The 19,114-nt window shown below is 58.6% G+C and carries 14 protein-coding genes and 2 pseudogenes; 13 read left to right on the plus strand and 3 right to left on the minus strand.

Annotated elements, in window-relative coordinates; translation table 11 throughout:
• Positions 1-23: 23 nt before the first annotated feature.
• Positions 24-2,369: an acylase gene (locus FBY12_RS04670; RefSeq protein ID WP_145251552.1), complete on the minus strand. Its 2,346-nt coding sequence runs from the start codon at positions 2,367-2,369 to the stop codon at positions 24-26.
• Positions 2,370-2,670: 301 nt separating this feature from the next.
• On the opposite strand from FBY12_RS04670, the gene FBY12_RS04675 reads away from it, so the two are divergent.
• Positions 2,671-3,081 carry a fe2+ zn2+ uptake regulation protein gene (locus FBY12_RS04675; protein WP_145251554.1) on the plus strand — a complete coding sequence of 137 codons (411 nt, stop codon included), beginning with the start codon at positions 2,671-2,673 and terminating at the stop codon, positions 3,079-3,081.
• On the opposite strand, the gene FBY12_RS04680 is transcribed toward FBY12_RS04675, so the two are convergent.
• Positions 3,071-3,259, minus strand: coding sequence for a hypothetical protein (locus FBY12_RS04680; RefSeq protein ID WP_121730891.1), 189 nt, complete (start codon positions 3,257-3,259; stop codon positions 3,071-3,073). The two genes, FBY12_RS04675 and FBY12_RS04680, sit on opposite strands and share 11 nt — an antisense overlap.
• Positions 3,260-3,826: 567 nt before the next feature.
• Between FBY12_RS04680 and FBY12_RS04685 the strand changes: the two genes are divergently transcribed.
• Genes FBY12_RS04685 through FBY12_RS04705 form a run of 5 tightly spaced genes read left to right on the plus strand, consistent with a single transcriptional unit; the run spans position 3,827 to position 10,876 of the window.
• Entirely contained in the window at positions 3,827-5,047 is a 1,221-nt protein-coding gene (locus FBY12_RS04685; RefSeq protein ID WP_145251556.1) for an MFS transporter, read from the plus strand.
• Positions 5,048-5,064: 17 nt separating this feature from the next.
• Positions 5,065-6,195, plus strand: a complete 1,131-nt coding sequence (locus tag FBY12_RS04690; protein WP_145251558.1) for an acyl-protein synthase — start codon at positions 5,065-5,067, stop codon at positions 6,193-6,195.
• A 1-nt stretch (position 6,196) separates the two neighbouring features.
• Positions 6,197-8,605: an aldehyde dehydrogenase family protein gene (locus FBY12_RS04695; protein ID WP_145251560.1), complete on the plus strand. Its 2,409-nt coding sequence runs from the start codon at positions 6,197-6,199 to the stop codon at positions 8,603-8,605.
• Between the two features lie 58 nt (positions 8,606-8,663).
• Positions 8,664-9,953: an AMP-binding protein gene (locus FBY12_RS04700; protein WP_145251562.1), complete on the plus strand. Its 1,290-nt coding sequence runs from the start codon at positions 8,664-8,666 to the stop codon at positions 9,951-9,953.
• The gene (locus FBY12_RS04705; protein ID WP_145251564.1) at positions 9,950-10,876 is read left to right on the plus strand and encodes a GNAT family N-acetyltransferase; all 927 of its coding nucleotides are present in this window, start codon (positions 9,950-9,952) and stop codon (positions 10,874-10,876) included. The genes FBY12_RS04700 and FBY12_RS04705 overlap by 4 nt, the downstream gene beginning before the upstream one ends.
• Positions 10,877-10,879: 3 nt before the next feature.
• Here the strand turns inward: FBY12_RS04705 and FBY12_RS04710 are convergent, their stop codons facing one another.
• Positions 10,880-11,395, minus strand: a complete 516-nt coding sequence (locus FBY12_RS04710; RefSeq protein ID WP_121730896.1) for a hypothetical protein — start codon at positions 11,393-11,395, stop codon at positions 10,880-10,882.
• A gap of 419 nt (positions 11,396-11,814) precedes the next feature.
• Here FBY12_RS04710 and FBY12_RS28110 point away from each other — a divergent pair.
• From FBY12_RS28110 to glgA, 7 genes and pseudogenes are all read left to right on the plus strand, one after another.
• Positions 11,815-12,942 (plus strand): annotated as a pseudogene (locus tag FBY12_RS28110) (cache and HAMP domain-containing protein); the annotation flags it as partial.
• 336 nt (positions 12,943-13,278) lie between these two features.
• A pseudogene (locus tag FBY12_RS28115) lies at positions 13,279-13,806 on the plus strand (methyl-accepting chemotaxis protein); the annotation flags it as partial.
• Between the two features lie 173 nt (positions 13,807-13,979).
• The gene (locus FBY12_RS04720; RefSeq protein ID WP_121730898.1) at positions 13,980-14,426 is read left to right on the plus strand and encodes a DUF411 domain-containing protein; all 447 of its coding nucleotides are present in this window, start codon (positions 13,980-13,982) and stop codon (positions 14,424-14,426) included.
• Positions 14,426-14,860: a YqaA family protein gene (locus FBY12_RS04725; RefSeq protein ID WP_145251566.1), complete on the plus strand. Its 435-nt coding sequence runs from the start codon at positions 14,426-14,428 to the stop codon at positions 14,858-14,860. Before FBY12_RS04720 ends, FBY12_RS04725 begins: the two co-directional genes overlap by 1 nt.
• A gap of 86 nt (positions 14,861-14,946) precedes the next feature.
• Positions 14,947-15,966 carry an alpha/beta fold hydrolase gene (locus tag FBY12_RS04730; protein ID WP_145251568.1) on the plus strand — a complete coding sequence of 340 codons (1,020 nt, stop codon included), beginning with the start codon at positions 14,947-14,949 and terminating at the stop codon, positions 15,964-15,966.
• 13 nt (positions 15,967-15,979) lie between these two features.
• On the plus strand, positions 15,980-16,933 hold the full coding sequence (locus tag FBY12_RS04735) for a D-2-hydroxyacid dehydrogenase family protein (RefSeq protein WP_145251570.1): 954 nt from the start codon (positions 15,980-15,982) through the stop codon (positions 16,931-16,933).
• Between the two features lie 591 nt (positions 16,934-17,524).
• Complete coding sequence (glgA, locus tag FBY12_RS04740; RefSeq protein WP_092280829.1) at positions 17,525-19,111, plus strand: glycogen synthase GlgA; 1,587 nt, start codon at positions 17,525-17,527, stop codon at positions 19,109-19,111.
• Positions 19,112-19,114: the final 3 nt, after the last annotated feature.

The following is a 19,114-nucleotide window of genomic DNA, read 5'->3' on the forward strand; positions in this document are numbered from 1 at the left end:
TGTTGCAGCCGGCAGAATGTTCGTTACTGCTTGGCGACCTTCCCGGCTTTCTCATCCGATTCGCGAATCGTCTGCACTTGATACTGCGGATCAGCCTTGATCTGCTGTTCGGTGAATGGCAGCACACTCAGTTGTTTCTTGGAGAACGCCTGCGTCTGGTCCCGTGAATACTTCGACGCCGGATCGCTCGACAACGAAAACGCCAGCAAACCTTGAGCCTGCGGGCCTTTTTCATCGAAGGTCACTACTTGCAGATAGCTTGTGCCGCTGACCACTTCAAGTTTGCCGTCGGCGCGCGGAACACTCTGAATCGCGTTGTAAATGCCCAGCGTACCCGGCCCACCATGGATGGACGTTTGCTGGCCACCGCTGCTGACCACTTGGATGTCCCCCCAATGGCTGTCAGGTTTCAGGCCCATTTTTGTCGTCAACTCAAGCGACGCTTGCATCGCTTGGCGAATGGCGGTGGCCACTTCCGACCGCTCGAACGCCAAACCGTGCGGCGTGTGCTGCGGGTCTTTCGGGTCGAACGCCACGCGCCAGATGTCAGGACTTTGCTGCAATGCTCTCATGACGTTGTGGAAATGCACCAAACCCAGACCGCTGTCGAGATTTGCCCGACTGTCCCACGCTTTCAAACTGGCACATACCGGCGCCAACGCTGCGGCGTCTGCGCCCAGACCGGCGCTACAGAACTGCAGCAGATCCGGCATCACTTGCGTCGCCTGATACACCTGATCATCCATCACCATGCGCTGCAAATCCGCAGCGGCCACCGGCCCGGCCTTGCTCAGCGATGCCAGGCGATCCAGCGCAAAACGCGAACGCAGTCCCAGCGGTTGGCTGTCCTGGCTGATCAGCGGCGAAAAACCGGTGAGTGGTTGCGCCGGGTTGGCCAGCCACGCGGAATCGTTGGAATGCTGCACATAATCGTTGCGCAACAACTGCGGTAATTTATCCGCCGCATAAATGCCCTTCTGCGCAGCGTTCGGATCAATGTCCCAAGCGCACTCACTGTTGGAGCCGTCGAGCACGATCATCTGCAAACCGGCGCGCGGATCGCTGCACTTGGCGAGTTTGTCGGCGTTGACGTTCGGCACCACCGAGAGGTTCATGTAAAGCGTTTGGCCCTTGTCGTCGGCGGCCAGCGTATTGACCCACGGAATGCCCTGGATCTTGTGCACCGAGGCCTGCAATTCCTTGAGGCTGGTGGCTTTGTTCATCGAGTACCACTGCTGCAATACCCGATCATTTTCAAGGTTGGCGTCGCGCAGGCTGTAGGCGAATTTATTGTCCCAATCGAGCTTGCCGGGCCACTGCACCACCGGGCCGAACGCCGAACTGTAGACCACATGCGACATCGGTTTGATCTGGCCGTCAGGCTGTTTGACGTTAACGGTCAAGGTCTGTTTATCCAGCGGCAAGGATTTGCCATCCAGCAGATAACGCGTCGAATCCTTCGGGTCGAGTTGCAGGCGATACAGGGTGAAATGCTTGGATGAATCGACCGTGTGGGTCCACGCGAGATGCTGGTTGAAACCGATGTTGATCATCGGCAGGCCCGGCAATGCAGCGCCCATCACATCGAGTTTGCCGGGAATGGTCAGGTGCATCTGATAAAAGCGCATCCCGCCGATCCAGGGAAAGTGCGGATTGGCCAGCAACATGCCGCGACCATTGAACGAGCGCTCGCTGCCGATCGCGACGGCATTGCTGCCGCGGTCCAGCGTGAAACGTTGCTGGCGTTCGGCAGCCACCTGGAACGACTGAGCCGGACTCCCCACCTCCGCAATCGCAGCCGGCGGCGTGGCCCCGGCGAGCGCTTCGGCGAACTGCCCAACGCCGCCCTCGACCAGTAAACGACGAGTGATTTTTACCAGGTCTTCGGCGGCAATCGGACGCACCCAGTCGCCTTGGCATTGCGCCGGCAAACCCTGCGCCTGACGCTCGGCCAGCGACCGGTTGTAACCAGCGACGTAGCCGTCAACCAGATCGCGCACCTGCGGGGTTTGTGCTTTCCAGAAACCGGCGACTGCTTCGGGCGTGTTCAGCCAATTGAAGAACACGTCGCTGGCCAGGTTCGGACGTTCTTCGAGGGTCAATTGATCCGGCCCGAAGTAGCGCGAACGCTCGCCATTGACGGTCACAATTTCGTTGGCCATCAGGCACAGGTTGTCTTGCGCGTAGGCATAACCGATACCGTAACCGAGGCCGCGTTCGTCGTCGGCGCGAATGTGCGGCACGCCGAAACTGGTGCGCCGAATATCGACGCCCGCGGCTTCGGGCTGACTGCGCGCGCAGGCCATCAGACTCAACGCTATCAACGCACCTGCAAGGCTCAGCCGGGTTAACTGCCTGTTAATAATCACGCTCGCTCCTGATCTGCAAAAATGACACCCGGATGGGCACGATCAGATGGCGCACAGCGCGTCGGACCCAGCCTGGGGAAATCACAGCCCGTGTTGTACACGGAATGTGCCTGGCAGTAGGAACGAAATGAATGACAGGATATTTAGCCATCACGCCCGCTTTCACGTGCTCTCACACAGCACTCACAAGATTGCGACAAATTTTCTACATCAAAATCTTCATGATTTGCCGAGCTCATCCGTCTTATAGATTGAGAGCACCTTCACTTTTCCTGATCAGGCTCTGAAAAGGAGTTTTTGCATGTACAACTCGCAACTGCCAACGGATGGTAGCCGTGCTTCGAAAAACGTTTCCATGAGCCACGGCACAGACGCCGAACTCTTCGAACCGAAGGCCGAACGGCACGGAAACGAACGGATCAGAATCCTGTTAAAGAGCTTTGGTCTGAGGACCAGCCTGATCCGACTGAAAGTCATCGACGCGCTGCTGAGCGCGGCCGATAGCGAGCGCAAACTGGGTGTGCGCGGCGTGCACACGCACTTGCTCGACCTGGACATTCCGCTGTCCTTCCTGAGTGTGCGTGAGGTATTGAAGCGCCTGTGCAGCGAGGGCGTCATCACCCTGCATCCGGACAAAAGCTACAGCCTGCATCCGCAGGCTATTGCAATTCTGCACTGTGAACCGGCCTCGGATGCATCGCTCAAGGCTTGACCTTGCGGCGCATCACGCCATTGACGACGACCACAATCACGGCGACGCCAATGGCGATGTACTGGAACATTTTCTCGCTGATGATCCCTTCGTTTTGCAGATACGACAGGCCAAACATGGTCGCCAGAACCACCAGGGAGATCAGAATCGAGTATTTCAAACGTTGCGACTGGGTCATTGCGAATTCCTGAGCGTAGAAATGTACTGATTTGTATCCGTTCGCATGCCAAGCCCTTACTTTCGACCGGGGATAAACGATGGCAAACGAAGTCTCATGTTACAGACGATGAAGAGATTTGGCTTCATTGCGGCAATAACCATGAGGAATTCGAAATGCTCCGTCGAATCACACTGCTGATTCCCCTGATCGCTCTGCTTTCATTGAGCGGCTGTATCATTCTTCCCCACGGCGGCGGACACGGTGACCACCACTACGATCGTGGCGGGCCGGGTTATTATCAGCATCGCTGAATGAATCGGCACAATCACTTGTAAGAGAAATCCCCCATTTTGATTAGCGCATAACTAATGCCCGCACTGTTGCGGGCATTTTTCTTACAGCCGCTTTCAAAACGTCCGATGAGTTTGTATCTGCAACTTTCAGCTATTTCCACTTCCGCAACATATCGCAACCCCTTGAAACTTTAAGTCAGATGTCCTGACTGGAGACCACACTATTGCGTGGCTAACCTCGATACCGAGCGACAGGAGTGCTCCTCCCTAAACTTCGTATCGACTGGAACTCATGCACACATCAAAAAACATCAGCAGCGTTCAGTTGTTCGGCATATGCCTGTTTATTGCGGCATTCGAACTGCTGACTTACATGGCGAGCGATTTGATAATGCCCGCCATGCTGACCGTGACCAACCAACTCCAGGCCAGCGCAAAGCATGTGCCCTATGCCTTTACCCTTTATTTGATCGGCGGCGTTCTTCTGCAATGGCTGGTGGGTCCATTGTCCGACCACTACGGCCGTCGACCCCTGCTGCTGATCGGCAGCGCACTGTTTGCGCTGGCGTGCCTGGCAACGTATCGGGTGCAGGGGATTGAAGCGTTCAACTTCCTGCGACTGATTCAGGGCATGGGCTTGGGGTTTGTCATCGCGGTCAGTTATCCGGCGTTGCAAGATCTGTTCTGCGAAGCCGATGCGGTGCGGATCATGGCGTGGCTGGGCAACATCGCCCTGCTTTCACCCCTGCTGGGGCCGCTGCTCGGCAGCCTGTTGTTACAGTTTCTCTCGTGGCGCGAACTGTTTCTGGTCTTGGGGGTGGCCGCGCTGGCGGTCTGGCTGGGTTTTTACGGGTTCATGCCGCGAACCCCGGCAGCGCGCAAATCCATCCCTCCCTTCGACCTGAGCGGGACGCTGCGCCGTTACGGCATGCTGTTGCGCAACCGCGCATTCGTACGGTCGTCGATAGCACTAGGGCTGATGAGCCTGCCGCTGATCGCATGGATTGGCCTGTCCCCGCTGCTGTTGATCGAAGGTGAAGGTCTGTCGACGTTGCAATACGGACTCTGGCAGATACCGGTATTCAGCGGCGTGATCCTCGGCAACCTGCTGCTGGACCGAATGATCGCTGGCACCGCCCTCACCCAACTGATTCGCTATGCGCTCTGGCCCCTCTGTGCCGGCCTGATCGCGCTGCTGGCCAGCAGCATTTATGGCGTCTCGATTGAATGGCTGATCGGATGCCTGATGCTGTACGGCGTCGGTCTGGGCATGAGCAATGCCGCGCTGTACCGGCTGGCGTTGTACTCCAGCGACGACAGCAAAGGCCTGGTGTCGGCCATGATCGGGATGATTTCCATCACCATCATGGGCACCGCGGGCTCGCTGATCGCAGCACTTGGCGGCGGTAACAGCCTTGAGTCATTCGCCTGCATTGCCGGCGTCGCCGGGCTGGCGTGCCTGGTGCCGTTGCACCTTTTCCTGCAACGGTGCCGCCTCGCGGCCGCCGTCTGATCTCGCGAGGATTCCTGATGACCCACCTTCCCTTCACCGACGCGCTGTGTGCGCTGACCCAACCTTACGACCTCGACGCGTTACCTGCTGGGCTGTTTGATCGAGCAATGGCCGAAGTCAGCCAGTTTCACTGCCACCACACGCCCGGCTATGAACAGTGGTTGAACGCTAACGGCCTCGACTCAACGGAGCTGGAACACTTGAATGACTGGGCGCGCCTGCCGCCAATCTTTGCCAACTTCTTCAAACAGCATCTGCTGCTGAGCCCGACCGGCGAGGACGCCCTGGAGCTGACTTCCTCCGGCACCAGCGGACAGAAAAGCCGCATGCGTTATGACGCGCGCACCATCGACGCAGCCCAAGCGATGGTCACGCGGATTTTCCAGCACTACGGCTGGGAGACGCCGGACACGCCCTGCAACTATCTGCTGCTGAGCTACGAACCCGAGGCCGACAACAGACTCGGCACGTCCTACACCGATCAATTCCTCTGTCGTTATGCGCCAGTCAATCAACTGGTGTACGCCTTGCGTCGCACCGGCAGTGGTCACGAGTTCGATGCTTTCGGGGTGATTCGCGCGCTGCAGGCGTTTGCCGAACAGCAACTGCCGGTGCGCATTTTCGGCTTCCCGGCGTTTCTCTGGCAGACGCTGCAACGCATGGAAGCGATCGGTATTGCCCCGCTCAAATTGCCCGCCGGGTCGTTGGTGTTTCTGGGCGGCGGCTGGAAAACCCAGTCGGCGCTGGAGATTCCCCGAGCTCACCTCTACGAGCGTATCGCCAGGCAATTAGGCATCGAGCCGGGACGCTGCCGCGATGGCTACGGCGCGGTCGAGCACGCCGTGCCCTATATCGAATGCGCCCATCATCATTTTCATGTTCCGGTTTACTCGAAGGTTTTCGTGCGCAATCCAGCTGATTTCAGCGTTCAACCGTATGGCCAACGTGGCTTGCTCAACTTTGTATCACCCTACATTTCCTCAAGCCCGGCCCACTCCGTGGTCATGAGCGATCTGGCGACATTACACCCTGGCGACGCCTGCGGCTGCGGCCTGCTCACCGACTGGTTCCAATTGCACGGCCGCGCTGGCACCAGCGCTAGCCGCAGTTGTGCGATGGCCGCTGCCGATCTGTTAGGGAGAGCATGAGATGTTTTTGATCAACGGCAATTTACAGGTCGAACTGTCTCTCGATAGCGCCCTGAAATCTCTGCAAGATGCACTGCCTCGCCTATTGATGACGCCGCTGGACAACGACATTGTCATCACCGCTGCCGCAGATTTTGCCCGGCGGTTGCAGGCGGGCGAGCTCGACCTCGGACTGGAAGAAGATCAACGCCTGGGCCTGATCGACTTCTGCCAACCGGACGCCCTGACCGACAAACTGGAGCGCGAACTTGGCGTCCAGCCGCGCTCTCTGCGGCGTATCAGCTACATTCATTCGCACTTCGAAAGTTGGCATCCGCTGGGGCTGGTGGTGCATATCACCCCGGGCAACGCGCCGATGCTCGCGTTCTGCGCAGTATTGGAAAGCCTGCTGGCCGGCAACATCAACTGGTTGCGCCCCAGCTCCAGCGACAACGGCCTGACCGCACGCCTGCTCCAGGCACTTGGCGACTGTGATAACAGTGGCAGGCTCGGCGAATTCATCGCGGTGCTGCCAGTGGCAACCGCAGATATCGGGCGCCTGTTCACTCGCGCCGATGCTGTGGCGGCATGGGGTGGCGAAACGGCGCTCAAGGCTATCCGTCAGCAGTTGCCGGCGGGTTGTCGCTGGATCGATTGGGGGCACCGAATCAGCTTCGCGTACCTGACACCCGACGCTGCGCAACCGGACGCACTGGATGCCTTGGTCGATGAAGTGTGTCGGCTGGATCAACAAGCCTGCTCCAGCCCGCAATGGCTGCTGGTCGACAGCGATGACCCGGCGGTGTTGCGTGACATGGGTTCGCGCCTGGCTGAGGCTTTCGCCCGCCGCAGTACGCATTGGCCAGCGCTGAAACCTTCAGAACAGGAAGCGTCGGAAATCACCACACGCTGCGCCATGACTCGCCTCGAACAGAGTTTTGCCGGGCAAACCGGGGAAGTCTGGAGTGAGGCTGGATGGCGAGTGATCTGGGAACACCAGCGCACGCTCGCGCCCTCGCCGCTGTTCCGTACGCTACTGATAAAACCGGTGCCGCAACATCTGATCGCCGAAACGCTGCTGCCGTGGCGTACGGTCCTGCAAAGCTGCGCACTGATTTGCCCGGCGGTCCAAACCGCCGCGCTGGTTCGCCGGTTGGTGAATGCTGGCGTTACCCGCATCACCCCGGCGTCATCAATCCACGAAGGTTATGCCGGTGAGCCGCATGACGGCGTGTATGCGCTGGCCCGCTTGAGTCGACGTATCTCGGTGAGCCTGCCCGAGCACGTGCTGAGCACTCACACAAACCTCGACGCCTTGCCTGCCCCGATGCAAACAGCGGACTTTGCAATCATGGACAAAGCGGCATTCCAGGCGCAAACCATCGACCAATCGGCCCAATTGTATTTCCGCTCTGGAGGCAGCAGCGGCACACCGGCGTTGGCCGGGTTCAGCTATCGCGACTTCGACCGGCAGATGCGTGCAGCGGCAGACGGAATGTTTGCGGTAGGACTGGACCCGGCGCACGACCGAGTGATGAATCTGTTTTACAGCGGCAGCTTGTACGGCGGTTTTGCCAGTTGCTGGACGATCCTGCAACAACTCGGCGCCACGCAATTGCCAATGGGCGCGCCGCAGGACGATGACTACGGTGAAATTGCCCGGCTGATCGTGCAGCAAGGCGTCAACTTTCTGATCGGCATGCCAAGCACCCTGCATCGATTGTTTCTTGAAGAACAGTCGATCCTGCGAGCGTATGGAGGCATCCGCAAGGTATTCCTTGGCGGCGAACACTTGAGTGTGGCCAGCCGGCGATTGATGGAAAGCTGCGGCGTAACGACGATTCGCTCGGCGATCTACGGCTCGGTCGACGCCGGCCCATTGGGTCACGCCTGTGCAGCGACGGCGGATGGGGTATTCCATTTGCTAAGTGATACCCAACAACTGGAAATCGTCCAACTGGAGCAGGATTTGCCGGTGCAAGGCGAGGAAGTAGGCCGACTGTTATTTACCTCCCGCGCCCGTCAAAGCCAAACGATTCGCCGCTACGAAGTGGGCGATACCGGCCGCTGGGTGCCAGGCTGCTGTGCTTGCGGACTGACTTCGCCACGCTTCGAATTACTTGAGCGTCACGGCCATTTGCTGCGAATCGGCACTGAGTTCATTTCCCCTTCGCAACTGGCGCAGAACGCCGGCGTACCCATCCAATTGGTGTTGGACCATACCCCTGATGGCACAGAGCGACTGATAGTGCGCACTGACGCCGATGCTCAGTGGATACGGAAAAAACTCATGGCCGATACATCGCTGGCTGCAGCGGTAAACGCCTTGATGTTAAGCCTGGAAATCATTACCTGCGCAATCACGCAATTTGAACGAAACAGTCACAGCGGCAAAACGCCGTTAGTGATCGACCGACGTTTACAACAATAAATACTCAATAACCATTAAACCGTGAAGCAGGACGCTTGAACCGGAATGAGGCATTCCAATGAAAGAACTTTTTTCGCTTGAGCAAATGACGCACTACTTGCGTGAACGCTCGTGCTTTTTTAACCACCACCTCAAACTTGTTCCCTTACAGTCACCCGCGTTGAACGATATTCCACTGATTGATAACAGCCACTACTGGCACGGCAGCCACGACCTCGCACAATGGTCAGTTCTCACCGGGCCGGTTGATGACGCAATGTTCTTTAAAACTGGCGGCACTACCAGCAAGGGCAAGCTCGCGGTTTATACCCATGGCGAGTGGCAGGCGCTGGTACAACCGTTCGGCAAGAGCCTGTCGTGCCAGTTGAACAACGGTGACCGGGTCGCCAATCTGTTTTTTACCGGTGATTTAAGCGCGGGTTTTCTATTCATCCATGAAGCGCTCAACCATGTCGATGTCTCGATCAGTGAATTTCCGTTCACCGGCAATTCGGACCTTCAGGGCCTGAATACCGCCATCATCGAGCATCGAATCAACGTGCTTGCCGGGATCCCCGCGCAGTTAATGAAATTCGCCGCTCACCTGGCGACCAGCGGACAGGTGTTGCGTGGCGTCGATACGCTGCTTTACGGCGGTGAGAGTGTATTCCCCGGTCAATTGGCCACCTTCGCCAAGGTCTTCCCGAATGCACGAGTCGCCTCCATTGGGTACGCCAGCGTCGACGCCGGACTGATCGGTGCCACCAGCCGTGACTGCGAATTGGGAGAACATCGCACGTTCGATGATCACACCTTGCTGGAAATCGTCGATGAGCAGACGGGCCAAGTCATCAACGAATGCCAGCGTGTCGGGTTGTTGGTGGTGACCAACAAAAGTCGCCGCTTGATGCCGATTCTGCGTTACCCCGTGGGTGATCGCGCGTGCTGGCTCGAGCCCGCGGGTACGCCAAAACGCAAGTTCGCGCTCAGAGGCAGAAGCGCCCTCAGTCAACGAGTTCGCGTCGGGATGATCTCGCTGGTGATCGATGAAATCCACGCCATGATTCAACAGATGGCCGGCAGTGAGCAGTGGCAATTGCGCATAGAGCAAGTCGAGGAAATCGACCATCTGAGCGTTAATTGGGTGTCTGAACATGACGCATCGACGGCTGCAGAAATCAGCCAGGCGCTGTACCAGGCTTTCGTCGCCAAGCATCCGTTTATCACCCTGTTAACCGAGGATGGCCAACTGATATTCCAGGTGAAAGCGTGCGACGTGGCGTCAATCAGCTTGCATCCCCGCTCGGGCAAGCAACTGCGTGTATTGGATTTGCGGGTCTATGGCGCAGCGCCGGAACTGACAGCATGATCTTCCGTCCTTACCGCGCCGCCGATGCCATGGCCGTCAGCCAACTGTTCAGGCTGGTTTATGGCGATCGTTACGTGCAACCGGATGTGTATCTGCCGAAGCTGATTACCCAACACAACCTCGACGGACGCTGGCAATCGATGTTGGCGGTTGAAGGCTCGCAGATTCTCGGGCACGCCGCGTTATGCCGCGACAAGTTGCCCACTGACAGCTTTGAATTGGCCCTCAGCGTCGTGCATCCGGTAGCTCGCGGGCAGAATATTGCGACGCGGCTGGGGCGCGAATTGCTTGAATGCGCCGGCTCGCTCAGCGCTCAGTACGTACTGATCAAGCAGGTCACGCATCACCCGTTTACCCAACGCATGGCCCAGACGCTGGACTTTCACTGCACCGGACTGCTCCCGGACCACGTGCCGTCGCCTTACGGCGCGCTGCTGGCGGAAAGCATCGTGATCGGCGTGCATCCAATCAACGGGCGCAGTTGGCCATTACCGGACATCGCCTGGCCTGAGAGTTGCCGGGGGTTTATGGAGCATCTGAGCAAGATGTTCGGCACTGGCAGCGACGTTTCAGCGTGTGCGCCGCGCTTACTCACCATGACCCAGAACCATCAAAGGATCGATGTCGTCATCGAGCGCCTCGACAAACGCCTGCTCGATCAACTGGTGCAATTGCCCGAGGCGTGGCTGGTCAGTGCCAAAGTGGCGTTGTCAGCAAATTTTTCCGAGGATTTCGAGCGTTTGAGCGCCAATCGGTTTGTCTTTACCGGCCTGCTGCCGGCGCCGAGGCAGGGTCACTGGTTTGCCCTGTTTCATCGCGGCGCCCACGCCAGGCGCCTCGATCTGAATTGTCCGCATATGCAACGCTTGCAAGACAACCTGCCGCGCCCACGAACTGTCGAAGTCGGCCGTTCAGCGGCCTGACGGTTACTCCTTCTTCTTCAGCACTGCGCCAGTGCCTTCGCCGTAAGTCTGCAGGTTCTGCAGCACGTAGATGGCTTTCTTGAACTCAGGCACCAAGTAGTTGGCGTACTTGTTGCCCTTCAAGTTGTTGTTCTGGATCGAGTCCAGTTGGGTCGCGAAGTACTCCAGCGCGTTGAACTTCGCGTCTGGGTCATTGGGGATGCCGAACTTGTCAAACTTGTCGCCGGCATTCAACAGCGTCAGCGCGGTGACATCGCCGATGATGCCGTTTTGCTTTAGATAGGTACTCATGTTGCCTAGCTGCTTGACCGAGATATTCGTCGGATCGAAGCCCTTGACCTGTTTGATCAACTGGATGGAATCCATCTTCGCCCGGTCAAGCTGCATCGGATTGGTGCCGACTGCGGTGAGGATTTCCCGCACCTTCGCGCTTTGCGATACCGGTTTCGCACTTGCCGTGCCTTGCCGAACCAGCACGCCTGATTTGGCTGTCCAGTTGCCGACCAATCCAATAGTCATGAACGTACTCCTGACAGCGAAACGAACGGTGAATGTCCTTGCGAAGGGAACATGAAAAATCCTTGTTTAAACTATTTGAATGCCGCGAAGTATCGACGCGAAATCACTGTGCTCCTACAAATATTTCAGGTTTTTACAATTAACGTACATTTCCGATACAAATCACCAAGCGCCCGGTTTCATTGGTCTAGATGAAATTTTAAAACTTGGTATAGGCGACCTGGCAATTGTCATAATCCGCGCGGCCGACACTTTTGTACCGTTGGCGATACTCGATTTTTGCCCGTCGTTGTGTCCTCGTTTGCTTTTCTGTACGCACGTACCTAAAGCTCGCCGCAGGTGAGCCGATAAGTCTTGGACAGCCTCATTCCCAAATCCCGAAACTCAACAATAAGAAAGCCGCACAAGGACCAGTCCCCATGCCCGCATTCCGTACCATTCAGGCTCGCTATACGCTGTTCCTGGTCCTGTTCATCCTGCTGCTTTGCGTGCTGACGGTGGTCGGCATCAGTCAGTTGGTCGCGCCGAAGTTGCGCCACACCGAAGAGCAAGTGGCGCTCAACCGCATTGCCGAGGTCGCCGAGCAAATCCAGGGCGAACTCAACAAAGTGCAAGCCCAGCAACGCAGCATCACCCAGACCATTCCCCTGCTCGACAGTGCCGCCATCGACACGGTGCTGCCCGGTCTGGTTGACCAGTACGGCGAATTGAAAGTGTTTGGTGGCGGGATCTGGCCATTGCCCGGCCAGCGTGAAGCGGGCCGGAACAAATTCAGCACCTTCTGGCACCGCGACAGCTCCGGAAAACTGGCGGTCAATACCTTCTGGAACAGCGACGCTGCGCCGAACTATTACGACCAGACCTGGTACAAGGGCGGCATGCAAACCCCGCGCGGCCAGTGCGCGTGGGCAGCCGCCTATAAGGACGACGCCAGCGCCGAACCGCGCACCAACTGCGCGATGGCCATTCAGAAAAACGGCGCGGCTTACGGCGTGTCGACCATCGATGTGACCCTGGGTTTCTTCAACGACCTGATCGCACGCAAGGAAAAAGACCTCGGCGCCGAGATGCTGATCGTCGAAGCCGACGGCAAGATCATCAGCAACAGCTCGCGCATCAACGGCCCGATTGTGTTGAAAAACGTCAGTGAGCTGGCGGCCAGCTCGCCCTTCGCCAGTCAGGTCAAAGCTGGCCTGCAAAACCGCGATCAGGCGCAACGGGTGGAATTCGACAACAACGGTGAAGCCGCCACGTTCTTCATGCGCCCGATCGAAGGCACGCCGTGGTTCCTCGCCACCGCCCTGCCAACCAAGCTCATTACCGCGCAACGTGACGATGTAATGAACACCTTGGTGCTGTTGCAGATTCCAATGGTGATCCTGTTGGTGTTGCTGCAGATCTACGCGATCCGCCAGTTGATCAACCGGATGAAAATCCTCAAAAGCAATATCGACGCATTGTCTGCCGGTGACGCCGACCTGACCAAACGCATCACCATTCGCGCCGAAGACGAACTCGGCGCCATCGGCCACTCGGTCAACGCCTTCATCATCTATCTGCAAAACATGATCGGCGAAGTGACCCAAGCCACCGGCGCCATGGCGTCGAGCCTGGACAACTTGCAGCGGACCTCGGCGCACACCAGCCAGATCCTCGTGCGCCACGCTTCGGAAACCGACCAGACCGTCACCGCGATCACCGAAATGAGCTCCACCGCCGACAGTGTTGCGCAGAATGCCGCCGAAACGGCTGCGTTCACTCAGCGCGCCAACGAACACGCGGATCGCTCGCGAGTGGTGGTGGGCGAGGCGTCCAGCAGCGTCGTGGCGTTGATCGATGAAGTGTCGAGCGCCACGCATAAAGTCGAAAGCATGCAGCAGGACGCGCAACGGATTACCGAGATTCTCGGGGTGATCGGCGCGATTGCCGGGCAAACCAACTTGCTGGCGCTCAACGCGGCGATTGAAGCGGCGCGGGCCGGGGAACAGGGACGCGGGTTTGCCGTGGTCGCGGATGAAGTCCGCGCCCTCGCCGCCCGCACCCAGGCCAGTACCTCGGAAATCAATGAAATGCTCAAACGCCTGACGCTCGGCGTCAGCTCTTCGGTGGCGGCGATGGAAAACACTCAGGCCAGTTGCCAATCCGCCGCCGATGCGACGGCGCGGGTTAACTCCGGTCTGGATGAAATGGCCGGCTCGGTCAGCCACATCAATAGCCTCAGCACGCAGATCGCCACCGCTGCCGAGCAGCAAAGCGCGGTGACCGAAGAGATCAACCGCAGCATGGTGCAGATCCGCCATATGGTCGACGAACTGGTGAAAAGCGGTCATGCCAGCGAACTCAACACCCAGCAACTGCTGGAAGCGAATAGCCGGGTGAGCGCCATCATGGGCCGGTTCAAGGTTCGTTGACGGAACGCACCGTGTGACGAGGGCTTGCCTGTGGCGAGGGGGCTTGCTCTCTCGCCACAGATACTCACGTACTTGGCCTATCTGCATTAATTCGAAACACTCCCCTCGCGCAGCGCCGGCTAAAGTAGTCAAAATGTCTGTTTTTTTGACCGCCACTCCAGCCGAGATATGCCATGCGAACCCCTCTGCGATTGATCGCCCTGAGCACCCTGCTGATTTCCTCCCTCGCCCAAGCGGCAGATCTGATCCCGATCGAAGTGCATCGCGACGCCAATTGCGGTTGCTGCAAAAAGTGGATCAGCCATCTGCAAGCCAACGGCTTCAAAGTTGAAGATCACGTCGAAGCCGACATGAGCACCTTCAAACAGCAGCACGGCGTGCCGCCACGCCTGGCGTCCTGTCACACCGCGTTGATCAACGGCAAGTTTGTCGAAGGTCATGTGCCGGCCGAGCAAGTGCTGGCGCTGAGCAAACGTGACGATCTGCTCGGCGTCGCCGCCCCCGGCATGCCGATGGGCTCGCCGGGCATGGAAATGGACGGCATGAGCGACGCGTATCAAGTCATCGGCCTGACTAAAACCGGCGCCGACGTGGTGGTGGCGGACTACCCCGCGCATTGATGTTCGGCGCCTACATCGGGCTGTTCCTGGCGGCGTTCGGCGCGGCGACGTTGTTGCCGTTGCAATCCGAGGCGTTGCTGGTCGGCTTGTTGCTCAGCGATAACTATTGGTTGTGGTCGCTGCTGGCGGTCGCGACGCTGGGCAACGTCCTCGGCTCGCTGGTCAACTGGTGGCTTGGGCGCGGCATCGAACGCTTCCGCGAACGGCGCTGGTTTCCGGTCAGCCCAAAGCATCTTGAAACAGCTCGCAAACATTATCAGCGCTACGGACATTGGTCGTTATTGCTCAGTTGGCTGCCGATTATTGGTGACCCGCTGACCCTGGTGGCCGGTGTCATGCGCGAGCCACTGGGGCGTTTCCTGCTGATTGTGACCCTCGCCAAAGGTGCGCGTTATGCCGTGCTGGCCCTCGCCACCCTCGGCTGGATGGGTTGAACCATCACCCACGCACACTGCCTGTGTTTAATGTCGCCCTAATCATGCCGTTTCAGCATCGGCCGATTTCCTCAAGGAGTTGCACTATGTCCGCTACCCGTTGGCTGCCCAGCCTGCTGTTGACCGCCGCGCTACCCGTTCTGGCGCACGCCGAAGGCCCGGCTTATGGCCCCGAGCTGCAAGGTTTCGACTACCCGTACACGGTCAAGCATTTTGCCTTTGAGTCCCAGGGCAAATCCCTGCAAATGGGTTACATGGACGTCGCCGCCAACGGCAAGGCCAACGGCCGCAGCGTGGTGTTGATGCACGGCAAGAACTTCTGCGGCGCAACGTGGGACAGCTCGATCAAAGCCCTCAGCGACGCTGGCTACCGGGTCATCGCCCCGGATCAGATCGGCTTCTGCACGTCCAGCAAACCGGACCATTACCAGTACACCTTCCAGCAATTGGCCACCAATACCCAACAGCTACTGAAAGCACTGGGCATCCAGAAAGCCACCCTCCTCGGCCACTCAACCGGCGGCATGCTCGCCACGCGTTACGCGCTGCAATATCCAGAACAAGTCGAGCAACTGGCGCTGGTCAACCCGATCGGCCTGGAAGACTGGAAAGCCCTCGGCGTGCCGTATCGCACGGTTGATCAATGGTACGAACGCGAACTGAAAGTCAGCGCCGACGGCATCCGCGAATACGAGCGCAGCACCTACTACGCCGGGCGCTGGAAACCTGAATACGATCGCTGGGTCGACATGCTCGCCGGCCTGAGCAAAGGCCCGGGCAAAACCCAAGTGGCGTGGAACTCGGCGCTGATCTACGACATGATCTTCACCCAACCGGTCTACTACGAGTTCAAGGACCTGAAAGTGCCAACCCTGCTGCTGATCGGCACGTCCGACACCACTGCCATCGGCAAAGACATTGCGCCACCGGCGCTGAAGACGCAGATCGGCAAATATGACGTGCTGGGCAAACAAGTGGCCAAACTCATTCCGCACTCGACACTGATCGAATTCCCGGGCCTGGGCCACGCGCCACAAATGGAAGAACCGGCAAAATTCCACCAGGCCTTGCTCGGCTGGCTGAACAAAGACAAACCTGTTCGTTGATGAGGTAAGGCTGATGGCGCTGCAGATTGCGGTAATCGATGACTGGCAAGACGTGGCCAGCAGCGTGGTCGACTGGTCGGTGCTCGACAGCATCGGCACAGTCAGCTTCCTCCACGACTACCCTGCCGACAACGCTACCCTGGCTAAACGCCTGGGCGACTTCGAGGTCATCTGCGTCATGCGCGAGCGCACCCGGTTCGACGAAGACCTGCTGCGCCGCCTGCCGAAACTCAAACTGCTCGTCACCGGCGGCATGCGCAATGCTGCCCTCGACCTCAAAGCGGCCGCCGCCCTGGGCATCCAGGTCTGCGGCACCGACAGCTACAAACACGCCGCCCCGGAACTGACCTGGGCGCTGATCATGGCCGCCACCCGCAACCTCGTCGCCGAAGCCAACGCCCTGCGCGCCGGCATTTGGCAACAAGGCCTGGGCGGCGACCTGCACGGTAAAACCCTGGCCATCCTCGGCCTCGGCAGCATCGGCAAACGCGTCGCGCAATTCGGCCAGGTCTTCGGCATGCGCGTGATTGCCTGGAGCGAAAATCTCACTGCCGAACGCGCCAGTGAGGCCGGCGTGACCTACGTCAGCAAACAACAATTGTTCGAACAAGCCGACATCCTCAGCGTCCACCTCGTGCTCAGCGAACGCACTCGCGGCATCGTCGATAGCCAAGCCCTGAACTGGATGCAGCCTACCGCCCTGCTCGTCAATACCGCTCGCGGCCCTATCATCGACGAGACAGCCCTGATCAAAGCCCTGCAGAAAAACCGCCTGGGCGGCGCCGCGCTGGATGTTTTCGAGCAGGAACCACTGCCCGCGAATCACCCGTTCCGGACGCTGGAAAACGTGCTGGCCACTCCGCATGTGGGCTATGTGAGCCGGCAGAACTATCAGATGTTTTTTTCGCAGATGATCGAAGACATTCAGGCTTGGGCGGCGGGAGCTCCGGTGCGGGTTTTGGGCTGATCGACCGCGTTAGCGTTCATCGCGAGCAGGCTCACTCCTACAGGGGGTGGGTGCGTTTGCGGAGAATTGGGCGTTTTTGAGGGTGCCTTCGCGGGCAAGCCTTGCTCCCACGAATCAAAAGTACACCCAAACCATCGCACCAAATCAGTGCGCGAGGCGCCCCGTCCGCGCACATATCCAAAAAAACCTCGCAACATTCCCGACCACGAAAAAAAATCCCCCCGCCCTTCGTCGGTGCGCGCGGAAAAAAACCATGCACGCCCGTACCCACTCAAACCGATTGTCGAACAATTTTGCCATCTGCCCGCCAACGCTCTAACTTCTGGCCTAGACTGAAAAACGCAAGCGTCAGCCGCTCGGAAACAAAGCAGAAAAAAAGTCGAAACTTTTAACTGCCGCGCACAGTCCTCTTAACAACAGGTGCTTACCGACTGGTGCAATCCTTGCAACAGCCGCAATACCCATAATGCTCCAGCGTATTGGGCAGCCATTGCTACCAATGCGTAGCGCATTCGCGCCCGGCCACAGGAATTGGCCAGCAACACCGTTTGTGCCATGCCAAGAATTAGATCAATAACACGGGAGTTACATATGATCAGTGCGGCTTTAGATATTCAGGGAGAGCGTGCTCATCAGAGAGTCGGCGAAACGAGCGCCGTCAATGCTCCGAGCACCCAATCGATCAGCGTCCCAGGCACCAAAACGCTGACACCGGTAGCCAGTCAGAACCCCAACAAGAAGAAAGTCCTGTTCGTCACCTCGGAAATTGCCGACCTGGTGAAAACGGGTGGTTTGGGTGACGTTTCTGCGGCGCTGCCTCGCGCCATGGCTCACCTGCACGACGTTCGAGTGCTCATCCCCGGTTATCCGCAAGTGCTGCACAGCGAAAATCCGATCCACATCATCGGCGAACTGGGTGGCCACGCCGCGCTGCCGCCGTGCAAGATCGGGCGCATGGACATGCCTGATGGCCTGGTGATTTACGTGTTGATCTGCCCTGAACTGTACGAGCGCGAAGGCTCGCCCTACGGCGCCAACAACGGTCGCGACTGGCCGGACAACCATATTCGCTTCGCCCGCCTCGGTCTGGCCGCTGCCGACATCGCCGCCAACCTCGCACAAATCCACTGGTGCCCGGACTTGGTGCACGCCCATGACTGGCCAGCGGGCCTCGCCCCTGCCTACATGCACTGGCGTGGGCAGCGCACCCCGACGCTGTTCACCATCCATAACCTCGCCTACCAAGGCGTGACCAGCCTGGGTTCGTGCCCGGAGCTGGGCATCCCGATGCATGCGCTGCAACAGGAAGGCATGGAGTTCTACGGCAAGATGTCGTTCCTCAAGGCTGGCATGGCCTATTCGAGCCACATCACCACGGTCAGCGCCACCTACGCTCAGGAAATCACCACGCCGGACTTCGGCTGCGGTCTCGACGGTTTCCTTGCCGCCAAGACCCAGCAAGGCTTGCTCAGCGGGATTCCCAACGGCATCGACGAGAGCTGGGACGCGGCCACCGACGCCCACTTGTTCCGGCCGTTTTCGGCCGGCGACTGGGAAGGCAAAGCGGTCAACGCCGCCCACGTGCGTGAACTGTTCGGCCTCGAAGATTCCGAAGGTCCGCTGTTCGCCGTGGTCTCGCGACTGGTCTATCAGAAAGGTCTGGACCTCACTGAAGCGGTGTCCGAGTTTATTGTCGAACAAGGTGGCCAAATTGCCATCATTGGCCGTGGCGAGCCTGAAGAAGAACAGGCCATGCGCGAACTGGCCCTGCGTTTTCCGGGACAAGTTGGCGTACGTATCGGCTTCAACGAAACCGACGCCCGGCGCATGTTCGCCGGCAGCGATTTCCTGCTGATGCCTTCCCGTTACGAGCCTTGCGGCTTGAGCCAGATGTACGCCCAGCGTTTCGGCTCGTTGCCGGTCGCACGGAACACTGGCGGCCTGGCCGACACCATTGAAAACGGCGTGACCGGTTTCCTTTTCGACGAATCCACGGTCGAGAGTTACCGCGAAGCGGTCGGCCGTGCGTTCAAAGTATTTGCTTTCCCCGACCTTCTTAACGCCATGCGCTGCCGTGCAATGGCCGCCCCGTTCAACTGGAGCAAAGCGGTCGAACCCTACGCCGAACTTTACGAAAAACTAGTGGCTAAAGCCTTGGGTAAGTCCGGCCACAAATAAACA

It is taken from the genome of Pseudomonas sp. SJZ131, from assembly GCF_007828705.1.
Classification (GTDB): Bacteria; Pseudomonadota; Gammaproteobacteria; order Pseudomonadales; family Pseudomonadaceae; genus Aquipseudomonas; species Aquipseudomonas prosekii.

Bases quoted from the DNA above. Each gene is read 5' to 3' on its own strand.
- FBY12_RS04675 (WP_145251554.1), top strand. From the start codon at position 2,671: ATGTACAACTCGCAACTGCCAACGGATGGTAGCCGTGCTTCGAAAAAC.
- FBY12_RS04680 (WP_121730891.1), bottom strand. From the start codon at position 3,259: ATGACCCAGTCGCAACGTTTGAAATACTCGATTCTGATCTCCCTGGTG.
- FBY12_RS04685 (WP_145251556.1), top strand. From the start codon at position 3,827: ATGCACACATCAAAAAACATCAGCAGCGTTCAGTTGTTCGGCATATGC.
- FBY12_RS04690 (WP_145251558.1), top strand. From the start codon at position 5,065: ATGACCCACCTTCCCTTCACCGACGCGCTGTGTGCGCTGACCCAACCT.
- FBY12_RS04695 (WP_145251560.1), top strand. From the start codon at position 6,197: ATGTTTTTGATCAACGGCAATTTACAGGTCGAACTGTCTCTCGATAGC.
- FBY12_RS04700 (WP_145251562.1), top strand. From the start codon at position 8,664: ATGAAAGAACTTTTTTCGCTTGAGCAAATGACGCACTACTTGCGTGAA.
- FBY12_RS04705 (WP_145251564.1), top strand. From the start codon at position 9,950: ATGATCTTCCGTCCTTACCGCGCCGCCGATGCCATGGCCGTCAGCCAA.
- FBY12_RS04710 (WP_121730896.1), bottom strand. From the start codon at position 11,395: ATGACTATTGGATTGGTCGGCAACTGGACAGCCAAATCAGGCGTGCTG.
- FBY12_RS04720 (WP_121730898.1), top strand. From the start codon at position 13,980: ATGCGAACCCCTCTGCGATTGATCGCCCTGAGCACCCTGCTGATTTCC.
- FBY12_RS04725 (WP_145251566.1), top strand. From the start codon at position 14,426: ATGTTCGGCGCCTACATCGGGCTGTTCCTGGCGGCGTTCGGCGCGGCG.
- FBY12_RS04730 (WP_145251568.1), top strand. From the start codon at position 14,947: ATGTCCGCTACCCGTTGGCTGCCCAGCCTGCTGTTGACCGCCGCGCTA.
- FBY12_RS04735 (WP_145251570.1), top strand. From the start codon at position 15,980: ATGGCGCTGCAGATTGCGGTAATCGATGACTGGCAAGACGTGGCCAGC.
- glgA (WP_092280829.1), top strand. From the start codon at position 17,525: ATGATCAGTGCGGCTTTAGATATTCAGGGAGAGCGTGCTCATCAGAGA.